This window comes from uncultured Campylobacter sp., from assembly GCF_938031315.1.
Lineage (GTDB): Bacteria > Campylobacterota > Campylobacteria > Campylobacterales > Campylobacteraceae > Campylobacter_B.
In genome coordinates, this window is the sequence record NZ_CALHHT010000225.1 from 1 (window position 1) to 17282 (window position 17282).

Below are 17282 nucleotides of genomic sequence, written 5' to 3' on the forward strand. Positions count from 1 at the left end.
CCTTTTAAAATTTATCTTTAAATTTACCGATTCGGTTATGCGCATTCATACGCATGCGGCGCAAGTATCGGCGCGTTGCAACCGCCATGTCCGCAGCATTATGTAAATATCGCCGCTTTGCGAACATGGCGCGAAATTTCAGAGCGCTACCGCGGCGCTTAAGCGGCGCCGGCACAATATGCACGCTTATAACTTAAAGCGCCATTCTAATTGCGCGGACGCGGTTTGAAACACGGCTCGCATTAGCGCGACTAAATCGTTATTTTCGCGCGACCCAAATGCGATCCTGTCGGTAAATTTAACCGCCAGTCGCAGCTTGGCTGCGTCAAGTAGCGCCAAGTCCGTACTTCAAAATTTTACGCCAAGCTGCGCTAAAAGTTCCGCGTCTAAGCCGTTCTAGCTCGTATACGCCGCAAGATGCTCCGCAAAATTTACCCGCCCGCAGTAAATATTTAGCGCGCGGGCGGATTTTTGCGCGCAGCGCCGCACGTTTTGTTTTAAATTTAGCGCGGCGGGCTTTAAAATTTTAAATTTACCGCCTCCGCACCGTGTTTATCCGCAAGAGCTATCGCGCCAGCTAAAATTTATCTGCGGAGCAAATCTTGGCGCCAAAATAAAATTTTATCTCGCTCGTAAAATCGCAGCGCGTAAAATTTCATCACTTGTTTTTCTGAAAGTACGCGTCCACGCCGTTTGCGATACCCTGAGCGATGCGGTCTTGATAGGCGCTTTTGCCTAAATTTTTACCCTCCTGCGGGTGCGTGATGTAGCCCATCTCCACGAGCACCGCGGGCATCGTAGCGCCCACCAGCACCCAAAATGGCGCCTCGCGCACGCCTCCGTCCTTGCTTTTGAAACTCTTTTTTACCGAGCTTAGCATATAGCTTTGAATATCGATGGCAAGCTTGTTTGAGGAGATTATCTTCTCGCGATTTAAGAAATTGAGGAAGGTCTGCTTCGAGAAGGTATTCATATCCTCCAAATCGCCCCTGTTTTCGAGCGCGGCGGCGTTTTTACTGCGCTCGCTTCTAGCCGGGCTTAAGAAAAAGGTCTCCACGCCGCTCATTTTAAGTGCTGAGCTAGCGTTAGGAGCGGCATTTGCGTGGATCGAAATAAACATATCGGCGTTCTTTTTGCCGGCAAATATCGTGCGCGACCTTAAATTTATAAAAACGTCGGTGCTGCGCGTATAAAGCACCTTGTAGCCGCGCTTGGTAAGCAGCGCACCGAGTTTTTTGGATGTGGCTAGCACGACATTTTTTTCCTTCAGCCCGTTTCCGACTGCGCCCGAATCGCTGCCGCCGTGACCTGGATCGATTACGATGAGCTTGCCCTTGGTGGATTTGTAAATTTTACCGGCGGCTACGGAGACCGATTTGGCGCCTTGAGATTCATCTATAGTGCTGATTTGCGGCTCGCTATCTTGCTCGCGTTTGCGATTGCGCCCTGATTTTTGATCCTTGTTTTTTTCTGCGCGCGCAGATTTTGCGGCTTTTAAGCCTTCAGCCGTACTTAAAATCATCATATTGCCGCTAATTTCAACGTTTGCGTTGAATTCTTTCGAGTCGCTAAGTACGATGCGCACGGTCTTGTCGTTGTATTGCGAGACGCGTACATCGCTAACAAAGCTATCTTTAAGCCGCGTTTTTTGTGACTTTTGCCGCGCGCTAAAATCAATCACGAAGCGAAAATTATCGCTACTTGCGATCGTAAAATCTTTATAATCGCCGCGCTTTAGATCGCGGTTAAACTCAAGCACGATCTCGTTTTTATCGCCGCGCAGAGAATTTAGCGCAAGCTGGGCGCTTTTGTCCGCTTTTTTGACGCTGCTTTTTCTAAGCTCGCTGCTTTGATCCGTGGCGGCGTCATCGTCTTCGTTTTGAGAGATTGCGTCCTCGCCGCTATCGTCCTCTTGGGCATCTACGACTTCGTCAGCGCCGACCGGTCTAGTCGAGCGTAAAAATTCTAAATCCTCTTTAGAAAGCGAGCTTAGATCGGCGTTTTTTGCAGCTTGCGTTTTTTTGGCGGAGGAGTTTTTAGAGCTTTTAGAATTTTCCGAGGCTGAAGCTTTGGAGCTTTTTTCGCTCTTTGCGGACTTTGTTTTGGAACCGCCCGAAGCTTGGGAATCCTCGCTGCTAGCGGAGCTTGCTTTTTTGGAATTTTTCGAGCTTTTCTTTTCGGCGGAGTTTGAGCTTTGTTTGCTCTCGTCGCTAGAGCTTTTTGACTTTGTTTTATCCGCGCTCTTTATGTTTAGGCGCGCGAGCTCCTTTTCGTAGGGCGAGGAGTCGAGCCCTAAATTTTTCGAGCTGTAAACTAGCCTCTTTAGCGCTTTGATGCGGACCTCTTTATCGGACGCGCCTTGGTAAAGCGATTTTAGCTCCTTGTGCAGCGAGCGCTTGTAATTCGGCGTCGCTACGATGAAATCCTTGTCGAATTTCGCAAAAAACGCCTCGCTGGAAGCTCCAAACGCCAATACGCAGCTAAAAGCTGCGATTAGAAAAATTTTAACTATCTTCGCCATTTACAAGTTTTTCTATCAATTCCTTCACGGATATGATCTCGTTTAATCGCCAGCCGTTTGCGCCGGTAAAAAACAGACCGCTTTGCGTTTTGCCAAGATACGCGTCGCTTAAACGGTCTGCGATGCAGTATCCTACGGCGTTAGCGCCTTTGCCGCGCTCGCAAGGGCTTACGCAGTTGCTGATACAGCGGATTTTAGGCGCCGTGCCTGCGGCGATCATATCTTGTAAATTTGTGTGAATTCCGCGCGCGGGATAGCCTACGGGCGATTTTAGAAGCTCGATGTCCTCTTTTTTGGCGTTAAGAAGCACCTGTTTAAATTCCTCCGCAGCGTCGCACTCAAAGGTGCCGATGAAGCGCGTGCCCATCTGCACGCCATCCGCACCTAGGGCTTTTACGCGATCGATGTCGGTTTTATCCCAAATTCCTCCTGCGACAAATAGCGGGAAGCTGCCCCATTGCGCAATTTCCGCTTTTACTTGCGGGATTAGATTATCCAGCGCAAACGCGGGATCGCCGCACTGCTCGTAAGTAAAGCCCTGATGCCCGCCGCTAAGAGGACCCTCGAGCACTACGGCGTCCGGGATACGGTCATAGCGCTGCTTCCAGCGCTTGGCAATGATCTTAAGAGCTTTGGCGGATGAGACGATAGGCACGAGCGCGACGTCCGGAAAATCGGCCGTAAATTCCGGTAGATTGGTAGGAAGTCCCGCGCCGCTAATGATGATGTCGATGCCGGCCTCGCACGTGTCGCGCACGATGCGCTCGTAGTCGTTCGCTGCGCACATTACGTTCATCCCTAAAGGTGCATTGCCGCAAATTTTACGGGCGTTTTGTACGATGGCAAAAAGCGCCTCTTTGCTATAAAAATTCTCGCTTTGATATGGTCTGCCCTCGAGCGATTTTTTGGCAAATTTAAGATTTTCGTAGTAGCCGGTGCCGACCGAGCTAATGACGCCTAGACAGCCGTTTAGGCTGACATTGCCGGCTAGCTTGTCCCAGCTGATACCAAGTCCCATGCCGCCTTGAATTATCGGGTGCGCAATCTCGTGTTTGCCTATTTTTATACTCATTAATCCACCTTTAATTTAGCGAATTTTTTCTTCCCTACTTGAAGCGTATATTCGCCCGAGCTAAGCTGAAGCTGCTCATCTAAAATTTTATTTTGATCGATACTGACGGCGTTTGATTTTATCAGCCTGCGCGCATCCGAGCTAGAGACGGCAAGCTTGCAGCTAATTAGCGCCTTTACGATCCATGCAGGCGAGCTTACGTGATATTCTTTGATCTCGGTAGGAAGCTCGCCCGCGCCGTGGACGCGGTCAAATTCCTGCTTGGCCTCAAAGGCGGTATTTTCGTCATAAAATTGCGTGACGATCTCGGAGGCAAGCTCCTCCTTAACCGCCTTAGGATGGATCGAGCCATCCGCCACGAAGCCTTTTATTAGCTCAATATCTTCGCTGCTCTTTTGGCTTAGCAGATTATACCAATCCCACATTAACGCATCGCTGATACTCATCACCTTGCCGTACATATCATGAGGCGTATCGGTTACGCCGATGTAGTTACCCAGGCTCTTGCTCATCTTATTCGTGCCGTCGGTTCCTACTAAAAGAGGCATCATCACGACGCTTTGCTCCTTGCCGACATCATAAATTCTTTGTAGCTGGCGACCCATTAAAAGATTAAATTTCTGATCGGTACCGCCAAATTCTATATCACATTTCATGCAAACGCTGTCGTATCCCTGCAGTAGCGGATACATAAACTCGCTGATGCTGATCGGCTGCTCGGCCTTGTAGCGCTTCTCAAAGTCGTCGCGCTCGAGCATCCTGGCAACATTAAAAGTGCTTGATAGCTCGATCATACCGCTAGCACCCAGGCGGTTGGTCCATTCGGAGTTAAACATCACCTTAGTTTTTGCGGGATTTAGAATTTTAAAGACCTGCTGCTCGTAGGTTTTGGCGTTTTGAAGCACAACTTCGCGCGCTAGTTTTTTGCGAGTCTCGCTCTTGCCCGTAGGATCGCCGATTTGAGCGGTAAAATCGCCGATTAGAAACTGCACGATCGCGCCGTGGTTTTGTAAAAACGCAAGCTTATTTAGCACGACGGCGTGACCTAGGTGCAGATCCGCAGCAGTGGGGTCCATGCCGATTTTGACGTAAAAGACCTCGCCGCTGTCGTAATAGCGTCTGATTAGCGCTTCGATCTGCTCCTCATCAATAATCTCCGCGATGCCGCGCTTGAAATTTTCCATAATGCTTGTGATGTCAGCCATCTGCTCTCCCTTATTATTAGTTTTTATATACGTCCGTAAGCGATACGAAATCCACGATTTTAAAGCGGTTTTTGAGTTTGTCTTTAATCTCCGTGGAGTCTAAATTTTCGTTTAGCTCGATGATGATCTCAAAATAATCCGACGTCGTTTCGCTATTTTCGTTGAGGCTTATCGACACTAGATCGACCTCGAGCTTGACTAAATAGTTCAAAAACGTCGCCAGCGAGCCGCGCTTGTTTTCTAAATTTAATATGATCTTATAGCGGTGCGGCGCATTGCGCGTCCATTTTACGAAGATCATCTCATCGGTTTTGATTAGCTCGCTTGCACGTTCGCACAGCTTGTGATGCACCGTCACGCCGTGTCCGTTGCGAAAGCCGATGATGTCGTCGCCGCGCTTCGGATTGCAGCAGTAGTCAAACTCTACCTCATCGATTTTAAAATTTGAATACACGACTATATTATCAAATTTTTGCTTTTCGATCTCATATTTGTTGCGAAATTTCATATTAAAAAATTTCTCTCTGAGCGGGTATTTTTTCAGCGCGTTTACGACGTCTTGTAAAAATACCGAATCGTGCGCGGCTTTGCCGATCTTTTTGCTTAAATTTTCCTTTTCAAGCCAGCTTAGAATGCTCTCCTTGCTCGTCGTAAAGATCGCGCATAAAATTTTAATCGCCACTTCGTAATTTACGTCTCTGATCTTTTGCTTGCAAAACGCCTTTATCGTCGCGCGCGCCTTGCCCGTTTTTACCGAGCTTAGCCAGCTGCAGCGATAATGTGGCTCGTCCCCCGTGATGATATGGACGATGTCGCCGTTTTTAAGCTCCGTTAATAGTGGCACCTTGACGCGATTTATAAAGGCCTCGGTCGCTTTTAAGCCCACTTGAGAGTGTATCTCGTAGGCGTAATCAAGCGCCGTGGCGCCTCGCGGCAATGTAAAAATTCCGCCCTTGGGCGAATACACGGCGATATCCTCGACGTAGAGGCTGTCTTTAGCGTATTCGTAAAGATCCTCGGCGTTGGCGTCGTCCTCTTCCTGCATGCCGATGGCGTTTAGCCAATCGAGCTTCGGATTGATCGAGCCGCTATATTTATATTTCCAGTGCGCAGCGACGCCGAATTCCGCGGTGTTATGCATATCGAAAGTGCGGATCTGCACCTCTACGATCATGCTTTCGTTAAAAACGGTCGTGTGGATCGTCTGATATCCGTTTTGCTTTGGAAGCGCGATATAATCCTTAAAGCGCGATATGAGCGGATTAAATTTAGTATGGATGATGCCAAGAGCCAAGTAGCAATCCATCGGCTTTTGCACGATGATGCGGATAGCCAAAAGATCGAGCACCTCCTCGATCGAAATTCCTTTGCGCTGCATCTTTAAAAAGATCGAGTAGTAGTGCTTCATTCGCTTCTGGATATCGAAGCTGCCCTCATTAAAGCCGTTTGAGAGCATATACTCTTTGATCTTTTCGCTAAATTTGCTCAAGCTCATCTGAAGCTGCTGCTTATGCTCCTCGACGTAATCGGCGATCGCCGCGTATTCTTTGGGCATAACGTATTTGAAGCTAAGATCTTCAAGCACGTTTTTGATCGATGAAATTCCAAGCCTGTGCGCGATCGGCGCGTAAACCAAAAGCGTCTCTTCACCGATACGTTTTTGTTTATCGGGGCGGAGTGCGTCGAGGGTTAACATATTGTGCAGCCTGTCGCAGAGCTTGACTACTAAAACGCGCTGATCGTTAATGGAGATCATCAGCATCCTACGGAAGGTAAGCGCGGTGGTGCGTAGCTTGGCGTTACTATCGCTGGATGGAGCTAATTTATCCTCTCTGATGTTTACGATTTTGGTAAGCCCCTCTACGATCTTAGAAACCTCGCCTCCGAATCTCTGCTCCACCTGCTCTATGCTAAAGTCCGTATCCTCGACCACGTCGTGCAAAAGAGCGGAGATCACCATCGCGTAGTCTCCGCCCATAAAGGCTACGAAGCAGGCGACTAAAATCGGATGGATCGCATACGGCTCGCCGCTTTTGCGAAACTGCCCGTCGTGCTGAGCGATGCATAAATTTATAGCATCCACTAGCAGCGGAGTGGGCTCTTTTAGATTATAAAGCAGCTGCTTGGCGCTTTGAATGTCTTTGGTATCGACAACGTCTTCGATAAGACTTTCTAAGAAGTTATCATTAATCCTTGTCAACGATTCCATCTAATGCGATCTTACCTTCGGCTAGTTCCAAGATTGCTATATCGGCAAATTTCATCCTGCGAGTATCTACGTTCTCTATCAGCGGCGGTTCGCCTGCAGCTAGCTGCTCGGCGCGTTTGCTTATCATCAAAGATAGCTTATATCGGTCTCCGCCCGTTACTTTTAAGGCCTTAGCTACAATTTGTTCGGTTCTCATCAATTCTCCTTAAATTTAAAATTTCAGTTTTTTACGATCGAGCAGGAGCTTAGATCTCCGCCCTCGACGATTTTGTATAAATTTCCGCTCTTAAACATATTGCACACGATGATCGGAAGCGCATTGTCTTTAGCAAGCGCGATAGCCGTATCGTCCATCACCCTGATATTGTCGTGCAAGGCTTGGTCGTAAGTGACTTTGGAAAGCAATTTGGCGTCTTTAAATTTTTGCGGATCTTTGTCGTAGATCCCCATTACCTTGGTGGCTTTTATGATAGCGTCGGCTCCGATCTCGATCGCGCGGAGAGTGCCCGCAGTATCGGTCGTGAAGAACGGATTTCCGGTGCCTGCAGCAAAGATCACGACGCGCCCTTTTTCGAGGTGCCTTTTGGCGCGGCCGATGATGAAGGTCTCGCAGATCGCTTCCATCTTTATCGCGCTTTGCACGCGCACATCCATGCCTGCGTATTCCAGCGCCTCTCTCATCGCGATTGCGTTGATGACGGTGGCTAGCATGCCCATATGATCGCCGCTGGTGCGTTTGATGATACCGCTAGCCGCGGCGCTTACGCCTCTAATGATGTTGCCGCCGCCGATTACGATGCCTACTTCGATGCCGCCCTCTACGAGCTGCTTGATCTCTTTAGCGATAAATTTTAAAATTTCGCTGTCGATCCCAAAGCCGTTCTCTCCCGCTAGCGCTTCACCCGAAAATTTTACGAGTATGCGATTGTATTTAGCCATAAATTTAGCTCCTAATAAAATTTTAAAATATTACCCAAAAGTCGTTTAAAAATAACTTTTTAGGCTATTTTAGATGATCTTTAAGGCGGTTTATCCAGATCTTTTTCGGAGCGATTATCTCGCTAGCGCTGCCGTTTACGGCGTGATAGATCAACGTGCCGTGCAAACTCGCGTAGTAGCGGATTATGAGGCGCTGCAAATAGGGCTCGTAGCTCGGCACGAACCAGCCGTTATTGCTGATCGCTACGACGTATTTGGGCGAGCCTTCGTAAAGCTCTGCGCGCGTAGCCTCGTAGCACACAGCGCTTCTTACGCTTCGTCCGCCAAGCTCGTAGTCGCTAAAGCCGCTAGCGGTCGAAAAATCGGTCGCGCCGCCTAACAGCACGCGGTTTATGAAATTTCGCGCGAATTCAGGCAGCGGTACCATTTCGCCAAACGGCACCAAAATGTGCTTATCGAAGCGCTTCATTTCCCCGTTTGCAAAAAGATAGGCGCTGTTGTAAAATTTCCCGTTCTCATACGCTTCCGCGCCCGCTACGATAGTAATTGCGCGCGATTTTTCCTTTAGAGCTTCAACTAGTACGTTTTCTAAATTTAGCGGCATCGCAAAGGCGCTCTCGGGCAAAATTATCGCGTCCTGCCCCGCTGCGATCGCATCGTCAATCCGAGCTAAATTTGCCAACGCGGCGGATAAAATTTTATCCTTTGCCCAGATGTCATACTGCGAAATATCGGTGTTTGCGAGCGAAATTTTAATCGGCAGCGGCTCGGGCTCTTTTTGGCTAAATTGCAGCGCGCAGATCAAAAATATCGCGAAGATCGCGGCGTTAAGCTTAACCGCAATGCCGCGCCCGCGCAGATATAAAACCGTGCAAAGCCCCGCTAAAATCAGAGCTAGCGCGCTAAGATCGGCTCTGAAAATTCCATGGCTTAGCAGCAGTTCAAAATTTAACCAATCAAAGCCGAAAGGGTGGATAAATTTTAAAATCAAAAGGCATACAGCGCGCAAAACGGGCGCGTCAAAGATCGCAAAGATGCGGAAAATAAAGGCATAAACGAGGCAAATTCCAAGAATTTCAATCGGGATCAAAAACGCAAGATCGAAATAGATCAGACTGAAGCTGATCCAGTGCATCCACAGCGCGCCGATAAAAAATCCGCACCAAAACCACTCCGCCTTGCTTGCTTTTAGCAGATAAAAAAGTGCCGCTATCGCAATTAGAGGCGAGAGAAATTCCGCCGCCAAGGCGATTAAACCGTCAAATTTAGAGCTTAAAATTTCTACGAAAATAAAATTTGAAAGCGCAAGGGCAAGAACAAAGCCTTTATTTATGTAACTTAATGTAAAATAGCTACTTTTTAAATTTCTAATGAAGGAAACACATGGAACAAGGAAACTTCTTTGCATCAATCCTGCCTATCGTCGTAATCTTTGCGATTATGTATTTTTTGATTATCAGACCGCAGCAAAAGCAGGCCAAGGATCATAAAGCGATGGTCGATGCGCTCGGCAAAGGCGATAAGATCATAACTAGCGGTGGCATAAAATGCACGGTCGTGAAAACAAACAATGATTTTATCACAGTTAAGCTTAACGATGAGGTCATGGTTGAGCTAGATAAACAATTCGTAGCAAGAAAATTAGATGAGCAGTAAAATTTCATACCGCCTGCTGATCTTTTTGGCTGCGGTGATCTTTTCGGCGATTTTTGCCGCGCCTTCGATCTTTCAGACCGAAAAGGGAAGCAAGATAAACTTAGGTCTGGATCTGCAAGGCGGCCTGCATATGCTTTTGGAAGTTCAAAGCGACGAGGCGGTCGTTTCGAAGATCAAATCGATCGCCGCTAGCGTCAATTACGCCGCCAAGCGCGATGATCTGCTGATGGACGGGCTAAAATTGGAAGGCGATTCGTTTGAGTTTGAAATTTTAGACGCAGACGAGGCTTCCAAATTTGATGCGATTTTGCATAGCGCCGCAAGCGGATTAGACATTCAAAAATCTGGCGAAAAATATCGCGTCACACTAACGCCTGAGGAGGTCGAAGCGACTAAAAAATACGCGATCGAACAGGCCGTCGAGACTATCCGAAACCGCTTGGATCAATTCGGACTTGCGGAGCCGACGGTAGCAAAGCAGGGCGAGAGCTATATTTTGGTGGAGCTTCCGGGCGTCAAAAACGCAGCGGATGAGCAGCGCGCCAAGGATCTGATCGCCAAAGCGGCTCACTTGCAGCTTATGGCGGTGGACGACGTGCGCCAAGACCGCGCGCAGACTATCAGTGCAGCGGATGCCAGAGCTTACGGCGACGTGATCTATCCCGACGTTAAAAATCCGAATTACAAGTATCTCATAAACGAAATTCCGGTGCTTGATGGCGCGATGCTAGTCGATGCGAAGGTCGCTTTCGATCAACACACCAACCAGCCGATCATAAATTTTACGCTAAACTCTCAAGGCGCTCAAATTTTCGGCGATTTTACCGGTAAAAACGTCGGCAAGCGTTTAGCCATCGTGCTTGACGGCAAAGTTTACTCCGCACCGCGCATAAACGAGCGTATCGGCGGCGGCAGCGGTCAGATCAGCGGCGGATTTAGCGTCGAGGAGGCGCACGACGTAGCGATCGCGCTTAGAAGCGGTGCGCTTTTAGCTCCGGTTAAAGTATCCGAAACGCGCAGCATCGGCCCTAGCCTAGGACAAGATAGCATCGATAAAAGTATGGCAGCGCTAAGCCTTGCAGCGGTTGCGATTTTGATCTTTATGATTTTCTACTACGGCGTGGCGGGACTTTTTGCCGATATCGCGCTTACGGTCAATATCTTGTTTTTGATAGCTTGTATGGCGCTATTCGGAGCTACTTTGACGCTTCCTGGAATGGCGGGAATCGTGCTAACTATCGGTATGGCGGTAGATGCGAACGTAATCATTAATGAGCGCGTTAGAGAGGTGCTAAGGACGGGAGTTTCAATCCGCCAAAGTATAAATAAAGGCTATGAAAATGCGATGAGCGCGATCGTGGATTCAAATATCACTACGCTAATTACTTCCGCTGCGCTTTATGCTTACGGCACGGGTCCAGTGAAGGGCTTTGCCGTCACGATGAGCATCGGTATCGTAGCGTCGATGATAACGGCTATTTTAGGCACTCACGGAATGTTTGAGTTAGTAATGGATAAGATGGAAAAGAGCAAAAATACCGCGCTTTGGCTCGGTTATAAAGTAAGAGGAGGCGCAAATGCAAGTGTTTGATAAGGGCAAAATTTATGATTTTATGAAATTTAGATATTTTACTTTTGCGCTTTCTGCTGTTTTGATAATAGGCTCTATTGCGCTATTTTTCATTAAGGGCATTAATTACGGCATCGATTTTAGCGGCGGTACACTCATTCAGGTTAAATACGACGCTAAAGCACCGCTTGATGAGATCAGAAAACGCTTCGAGGCGGCAAATTTAGGCAATATCAACGTTACAGAATTCGGCAGCGATCAAGAAGTTACGATTAGATATTCAGGCGCTGCGAGTGAACTGGGCGATAATCCTGCTTTAGCGGCGCAAAAAATTTTGCAAGGCAGCGGAAATTTCGACATTCGCAAGGTCGATATCGTAGGTCCTAAAGTCGGCGAGGAGCTTCGCACAAACGGAATTTTAGCGGTATGTGTGTCGTTTGCGCTCATTTTGGTTTATATCACCCTGCGGTTTGAGTGGAGATTTGCGATTGCAGCCGTACTATCGGATCTGCACGACGTCGTAGTCGCGGTGGGCGCGCTAATACTTGCGGGCGTGGATTTCAACCTTGAAATTTTAGCTGCTCTTCTAACCATCATGGGTTACTCGCTTAACGATACCATCGTTGTTTTCGATAGAATTCGAGAGGGTGTAAAAGATAGTAAATCGATTAAGCTTGACGAGGTTATAAACGAATCAATCTCTCATACGCTATCGCGCACGTTGCTTACTTCGCTTACGACTCTCATCGTCATCGTGATTTTATTCGTCTGGGGCGGCGAGATGATCCACGGCTTTAGCTTCGTGATGCTAATAGGCGTCATAGCAGGAACATTCAGCTCCGTATTTGTAGCTGCTCCGATGCTGATTTTGTTTAAATTTAATGTCGAGAAATACCGCGCGTTTTTGGCTGAAAAACAGCGCCGTATCAAAGAGAAAGAAAAAAACCGAGCCATGTATGAAAAAGGCACGGTGTAAGGATAAAAGATGAACTGGGGAAGGGTAATTTACATATTTTTTGCGCTGATGAGTATGACTACGATAGGCGGGTTTTTGTATGAGAAGAATGAAATTTTACTTTTCATAGCAACCAGCGTGAATGCAGTCTCGACGCTTTTAAAGGTGGGCGTGCGAAATATGCTCGCAGCTGAGCTTTTCGCAAGCTCGCTCGTAGCGGATCTGCATCTCATACCGGCGTTCGTTTTGATTGTAGTAGCGCCGGGAGATCTATCGATCGTGACCTCGCTTGCCATCGGCGCGCTACTTGCAAACTTTTTCTCGCTAATTTTAATAGCGATTGAGTCGGCAAAAACTAAAGACGAATTCTAGGAGCGCAAAATGCCTTACGATAGTAAAAGTATTGAGCTTAAATGGCAGAAAATTTGGGATGAAGAGGGAGTTTTCGAGCCTAAGGACGATTACAGCCTGCCTAAAAAATATATCCTTTCGATGTTTCCCTACCCAAGCGGCCGCATCCACATGGGGCACGTGCGAAACTACAGCATCGGCGACGCGCTGAGTCGCTACTACAGGCTTCGCGGATACAACGTGCTTCAGCCGATCGGCTTTGATAGCTTCGGAATGCCTGCGGAAAACGCGGCGATCAAACACGGCACCCATCCCAAAACTTGGACCTACGAAAATATCGATTATATGAAAAACGAGCTGCACCGCCTGGGCTTTAGCTTTTCGGCTCGTCGCATGCTCGCTACCTCCGATCCGCTTTATACGCGCTGGGAGCAGGAATTTTTCATCAAACTTTTTGAAAAAGGGCTCATCTACAGAAAAAGCGCCGTGGTAAATTGGTGCGAGCACGATCAGACGGTGCTTGCCAACGAGCAGGTCGAGGAGGGCAGGTGTTGGCGCTGCGGCAACGAGGTCGTGCAAAAGCAGATGCCTGGCTACTACCTAAAAATTACCGCCTACGCGCAGGAGCTTTTGGATTGCCTAAAACAGCTTGAGGGCAAGTGGCCCGCTCAGGTGCTTACGATGCAGGAAAACTGGATCGGACGCAGCGAGGGTTTGGACTTTAGCTTTAAATTTGATGAGCAAAGCAGCGCCAAACTCGGCGGAATCGAGGGCTTTAAGGTTTTTACTACGAGGCCAGATACGATTTACGGCATGAGCTACGCGGCGCTTGCGCCGGAGCATGAGGTCGTAAAGAGACTTTTGGATGAAAATTTACTCGGCGCCGAAGCTGCGGCGAAGGTAAGAGAAATTTTAAATCAAAGCCCGCGCGAGCGCCAAGCAAGCGATAAAGACGGCGTGAGCCTCGGAATCAGCGTGCTTCATCCGCTAAGCGGCAAAAAAATTCCCGTTTGGACCGCAAATTTCGTCCTAGCAGAATACGGCGGCGGCGCGGTTATGGCGGTGCCTGCGCACGATGAGAGAGACTTTGAGTTTGCGAAGAAATTTAACCTGCCGATCATTCAAAGCATCGCTCCTAAAAGCGGCGATTACGACGCTAGCAAAGCTTACGTAGAGAGCGGAGTTTTGGTAAATTCCGAAGAGTTTAGCGGCATGGATAGCGAGAGGGCAAAAAGCGCCGTCATCTCAAAATTTGAGGAGCTAGGGCTTGGGCGTCGCGTGGTAAATTTTAAACTGCGCGATTGGGGGGTAAGCCGCCAGCGCTACTGGGGCGCGCCGATACCTATGATCCACTGCCCAAAATGCGGGCTCGTAAGCGAGGAAATGTCAAATCTGCCCGTAGAGCTTCCGCAGGATATTAAGATCACCGGCAAGGGCAATCCACTCGATACGCATCCTAGCTGGAAGTTTTGCAAATGCCCTAAATGCGGCGGCGACGCGATGCGCGAGACCGACACGCTCGATACATTTTTTGAAAGCTCATGGTATTTCGCGCGCTACGCAAGCGACGAACGGACGTGGCAGCAGCGGGCGTTTGACGAGAAAAGCGTGAATTACTGGATGAATGTCGATCAATATATCGGCGGCATTGAGCACGCGATCCTGCACCTACTTTACGCGAGATTTTTCCAAAAAGCTCTTCGCGACATAGGCTATCTGCGCGATAGCGAGCCGTTTGAGCGGCTGCTAACTCAGGGCATGGTGCTAAAAGACGGCGCAAAGATGAGTAAAAGCAAGGGCAATACCGTCGATCCGGACGACATCATCGAGACCTACGGCGCCGATACGGCGAGACTTTTTATACTTTTTGCAGCACCGCCGCAAAAGGAGCTTGAGTGGAACGACAGCGCGGTAGAGGGCGCGTATAAATTTTTAAATCGCCTATACGATCGCGCCGAAAACGCTTATGCTACGGATAAAATTCCGCAGATTGACCACGCAAGCCTAAATAAAGAGGAAAAATACGCCCGCCTTAAAGTTTATGAGGCACTTAAGAAATCGCAGCAGGTTTATGAGAGCAGCTTTGCTTTTAATACCCTAATCGCCGCGTGTATGGAGGCGCTAAATGCCCTAAATGCGCAGAGCGACAAAGACGTATTTACCGAGGGCTACTTTGTGATCTTAAGTCTGCTCGAGCCTATCGTACCGCACATCTGCGCCGAGCTTAGCGAGAGGCTGTTTGGGCGAGCGAATTTTTGCGAGCTGAGAGTTTGCGAAGAGGTATTCGAGAGCGATACGATAAAGCTTGCCGTCACGATTAACGGCAAAAAGCGCGCGGAGTTTGAAGCGGGCGCAAGCCTAAGCGAGGGCGAAATTTTAAGCCTTGCGAAGCAGAACTGCGCCAAATGGCTAGAGGGCAAGAGCATCGTAAAAGAAATTTATGTCAAAAACAAGCTTGTAAATTTGGTGGTAAAGTAGGCGAAGATGAGAAGAGTTTTAACCGTTTTTTGTTTGATTTTTTTAATCGGCTGCGGCTACAAGCCCGTTTCAAGGATTGCAAAAGAGACGATGAGCGGAAGCGTATTTGTGGATGTGATGATGAGCAAGACCGATCCGCAAAACACCGTCGCTATCAAAGATGCGATCAGACAGGGTATAGTCCAGCGCCTAGGGATGAGCCTTTCGGATAAAAATTCGGCGCAGACGATTGTAGTAGCGAGCATAAAAAGCCTAAGCTTTAGCGAGCTTTCATACGATCAGTTCGGCTATGTCACTAGCTACCGCGCAAATCTTGTCGTAAATTTCAGCACCAAGCTTAAAAACGGCGAGGTTTTCAGCAAGGATTGCGTTGGCGATTACGATTTTAAAGTTAGCCGCCTAGTCAAAAATAGCTACGATACGAGCTCGATCATTAGCGATAAGGACCGCTACAAGGCGATCGAAAATGCCTCCGCGCAGGCGTTTGACGAGTTTATTTCGGCGCTTGCGATTAGGGGATTCAGACTTGAGCGGGCGCAGCATTAAAGAATTTTTGCAAAATCGCCCGATTTATTACAAAAAAATCGACTATGAGCGCTTCCCGCGGGCATATGCCGCCATTAAAGATAAAATTCCGCTCAAAAATGTCATTCAGATCATCGGCACCAACGGCAAGGGCAGCACCGGGCGGTTTTTGGCTAACGCGATCGCCGCAGCGGGCTTTAGCGTCGGGCACTACACTAGCCCGCACGTTTTTAAGCTCAACGAGCGCATCTATCTAGGCGGACGCATCGCGCAAAGTCCCGTTTCTGCGTTAAATTCAAGCGCTTTAAATTTTAAAAACGAACAAAATTCCGCTTCGGCGTCAAATTTTACGGAAAAACAAAATTCCATAAAGATGCAAAATTTTGCGAACAGAGAAAATTCCGCCTCTCAAATTTCTATTTCTAATTTGCAAGATTCCGCCACTCAGAATTTGCACGGCGAGCAGAATTCTGCCCTGCAAAGCTTCGTTTCTACCACACGAAATTTTTGTAGCGAGCAGAATTTTATCGCGCGAAATTCCATAGATACGCAAAATTCTGCTTCTACACAAAATTTATGGAATTCGCAAGATCTCAAATCGCCGTCTGAGCAAAATTTAAAATTCTCATCTGAGCAAAATTTTAAATTCCCATTAGGATCAAATTTCAAACCCGCTCAAAGCTTGCTTCCCATTTCGCTAGGGCGCGATGCTACGGATGAGGAGCTTGATTTCGCGCATGAGTTTTTGCAAGAGATCTTGCCCGCGGAGTTTAAAGATAGCCTGTCGTATTTCGAGTATCTCACTCTTGCGGCGGCAGTGCTTTTTAGAGATTGCGATTACTGCGTGATCGAGGCGGGGATGGGCGGCGAGTTTGACGCTACGTCGAGCTTTGGGCGCATGCTGTCGCTTTTTACACCGATCGGCACCGATCATTTGGGTATGCTAGGACAAAATCTAGAGCAGATCGCCCACACTAAGCTCATTACGATGGATAAGGAGGCGATTTTAAGCGACGAGATGGGCGAGGTTCCGCTTCGTATTGCGCGGCAGATTGCAGAGCAAAAAGGAACTCATTTGAGGTTTGCAGCAGAGCTTTTAAGCGAGAGTGAGCAAGCGCAGATTGCAGGGTTTTGCGCGTGCAATAATCTGCCTAAATTTCAAATTTCAAATTTAGCTCTAGCGCTTGCTGCGATGAAATTTTTAAATTTGAAATTTGAAATTCCGCAGCTGCCGCCTCTAAATTTACGCGGCAGGATGGAGGCTTTGGCGCCGAATTTGCGCGTGGACGTCGGGCATAACGAGCTTGCGGCGCGCGCGATCTCTGAAATCTACGCAGGCAAAAAGATCGTGCTGATCTACAACTCCTTCGCCGATAAGGACATTGCCGCGGTGCTGCGCACTCTCGCGCCCGTTTTGAAGCGGGTCGAAATTTTATCCTACCGCGTAAAAGACCGCAAGCTAGGCGGCGCGCAGATCGGCAAATGCCTAGATGAGCTAGGCATCCCGCACCGCAAATTTAGCGGCGAGATAAGCGCGGACGAGCAGTATCTGGTCTTCGGCTCATTTTATCTAGTGGAGCGGTTTTTGAAGCGATACGCAAAAGAGGTGAAGCTTGGCTAAAACAAAAGTGAGTTTCAGCGATAATTTCGGCACCAAGACGCTGTATTTCGGCGAAAACTTCCGCTTCCAGCTTAAAATTTTATCCGCGTTTTTCGTAATTTTTATGCTTGTTCTGTTCTTTGCGCTCTTTAAACTCGCAAGCGACCGCTCAAATTTAAAGGAGCTAAACAAAACTCTCTA

15 protein-coding genes are annotated in these 17282 nt (G+C 48.2%); 8 read left to right on the plus strand and 7 right to left on the minus strand.

All coding sequences use genetic code 11. The features are described from left to right. Positions 1 to 658: 658 nt before the first annotated feature. From Q0236_RS05675 to Q0236_RS05705, 7 genes are all read right to left on the minus strand, one after another. Positions 659 to 2521 (minus strand): N-acetylmuramoyl-L-alanine amidase, encoded by a 1863-nt coding sequence (locus tag Q0236_RS05675; protein ID WP_297915937.1) that lies wholly within the window; start codon positions 2519 to 2521, stop codon positions 659 to 661. Further along, entirely contained in the window at positions 2505 to 3593 is a 1089-nt protein-coding gene (locus Q0236_RS05680; protein WP_297915939.1) for a nitronate monooxygenase, read from the minus strand. The genes Q0236_RS05675 and Q0236_RS05680 overlap by 17 nt, the downstream gene beginning before the upstream one ends. Continuing rightward, positions 3593 to 4798 (minus strand): tyrosine--tRNA ligase, encoded by a 1206-nt coding sequence (tyrS, locus tag Q0236_RS05685; RefSeq protein WP_297915941.1) that lies wholly within the window; start codon positions 4796 to 4798, stop codon positions 3593 to 3595. Before tyrS ends, Q0236_RS05680 begins: the two co-directional genes overlap by 1 nt. A 16-nt stretch (positions 4799 to 4814) precedes the next feature. Continuing rightward, entirely contained in the window at positions 4815 to 7007 is a 2193-nt protein-coding gene (locus Q0236_RS05690; RefSeq protein ID WP_297915943.1) for a RelA/SpoT family protein, read from the minus strand. Continuing rightward, a complete protein-coding gene (locus Q0236_RS05695) occupies positions 6985 to 7203 on the minus strand; it encodes a DNA-directed RNA polymerase subunit omega (protein ID WP_291935955.1) in 219 nt (72 codons plus the stop codon). The genes Q0236_RS05690 and Q0236_RS05695 overlap by 23 nt, the downstream gene beginning before the upstream one ends. Before the next feature lie 23 nt (positions 7204 to 7226). Then, positions 7227 to 7946: a UMP kinase gene (pyrH, locus tag Q0236_RS05700; RefSeq protein WP_297881798.1), complete on the minus strand. Its 720-nt coding sequence runs from the start codon at positions 7944 to 7946 to the stop codon at positions 7227 to 7229. Between the two features lie 64 nt (positions 7947 to 8010). Then, positions 8011 to 9354: an apolipoprotein N-acyltransferase gene (locus tag Q0236_RS05705; protein ID WP_297915945.1), complete on the minus strand. Its 1344-nt coding sequence runs from the start codon at positions 9352 to 9354 to the stop codon at positions 8011 to 8013. Here Q0236_RS05705 and yajC point away from each other — a divergent pair. The 8 genes from yajC to Q0236_RS05745 form a co-directional block, all read left to right on the plus strand. After that, complete coding sequence (gene yajC / locus Q0236_RS05710; RefSeq protein ID WP_005872282.1) at positions 9330 to 9602, plus strand: preprotein translocase subunit YajC; 273 nt, start codon at positions 9330 to 9332, stop codon at positions 9600 to 9602. The two genes, Q0236_RS05705 and yajC, sit on opposite strands and share 25 nt — an antisense overlap. After that, positions 9592 to 11193: a protein translocase subunit SecD gene (gene secD / locus Q0236_RS05715; protein WP_297915947.1), complete on the plus strand. Its 1602-nt coding sequence runs from the start codon at positions 9592 to 9594 to the stop codon at positions 11191 to 11193. Before yajC ends, secD begins: the two co-directional genes overlap by 11 nt. Next, the gene (secF, locus tag Q0236_RS05720; protein WP_297915949.1) at positions 11180 to 12148 is read left to right on the plus strand and encodes a protein translocase subunit SecF; all 969 of its coding nucleotides are present in this window, start codon (positions 11180 to 11182) and stop codon (positions 12146 to 12148) included. The genes secD and secF overlap by 14 nt, the downstream gene beginning before the upstream one ends. 9 nt (positions 12149 to 12157) lie before the next feature. Then, positions 12158 to 12499: a DUF6394 family protein gene (locus Q0236_RS05725; RefSeq protein ID WP_005872279.1), complete on the plus strand. Its 342-nt coding sequence runs from the start codon at positions 12158 to 12160 to the stop codon at positions 12497 to 12499. A gap of 9 nt (positions 12500 to 12508) precedes the next feature. Beyond that, entirely contained in the window at positions 12509 to 14956 is a 2448-nt protein-coding gene (gene leuS / locus Q0236_RS05730; protein WP_297915951.1) for a leucine--tRNA ligase, read from the plus strand. A gap of 6 nt (positions 14957 to 14962) precedes the next feature. Further along, positions 14963 to 15502: an LPS assembly lipoprotein LptE gene (lptE, locus tag Q0236_RS05735; RefSeq protein WP_297915953.1), complete on the plus strand. Its 540-nt coding sequence runs from the start codon at positions 14963 to 14965 to the stop codon at positions 15500 to 15502. Further along, complete coding sequence (locus Q0236_RS05740; protein WP_297915955.1) at positions 15483 to 17102, plus strand: bifunctional folylpolyglutamate synthase/dihydrofolate synthase; 1620 nt, start codon at positions 15483 to 15485, stop codon at positions 17100 to 17102. Before lptE ends, Q0236_RS05740 begins: the two co-directional genes overlap by 20 nt. After that, a partial coding sequence (locus Q0236_RS05745) for a hypothetical protein (protein ID WP_297915957.1) occupies positions 17095 to 17282 on the plus strand: 188 nt, incomplete at its 3' end. The genes Q0236_RS05740 and Q0236_RS05745, both read left to right, overlap by 8 nt.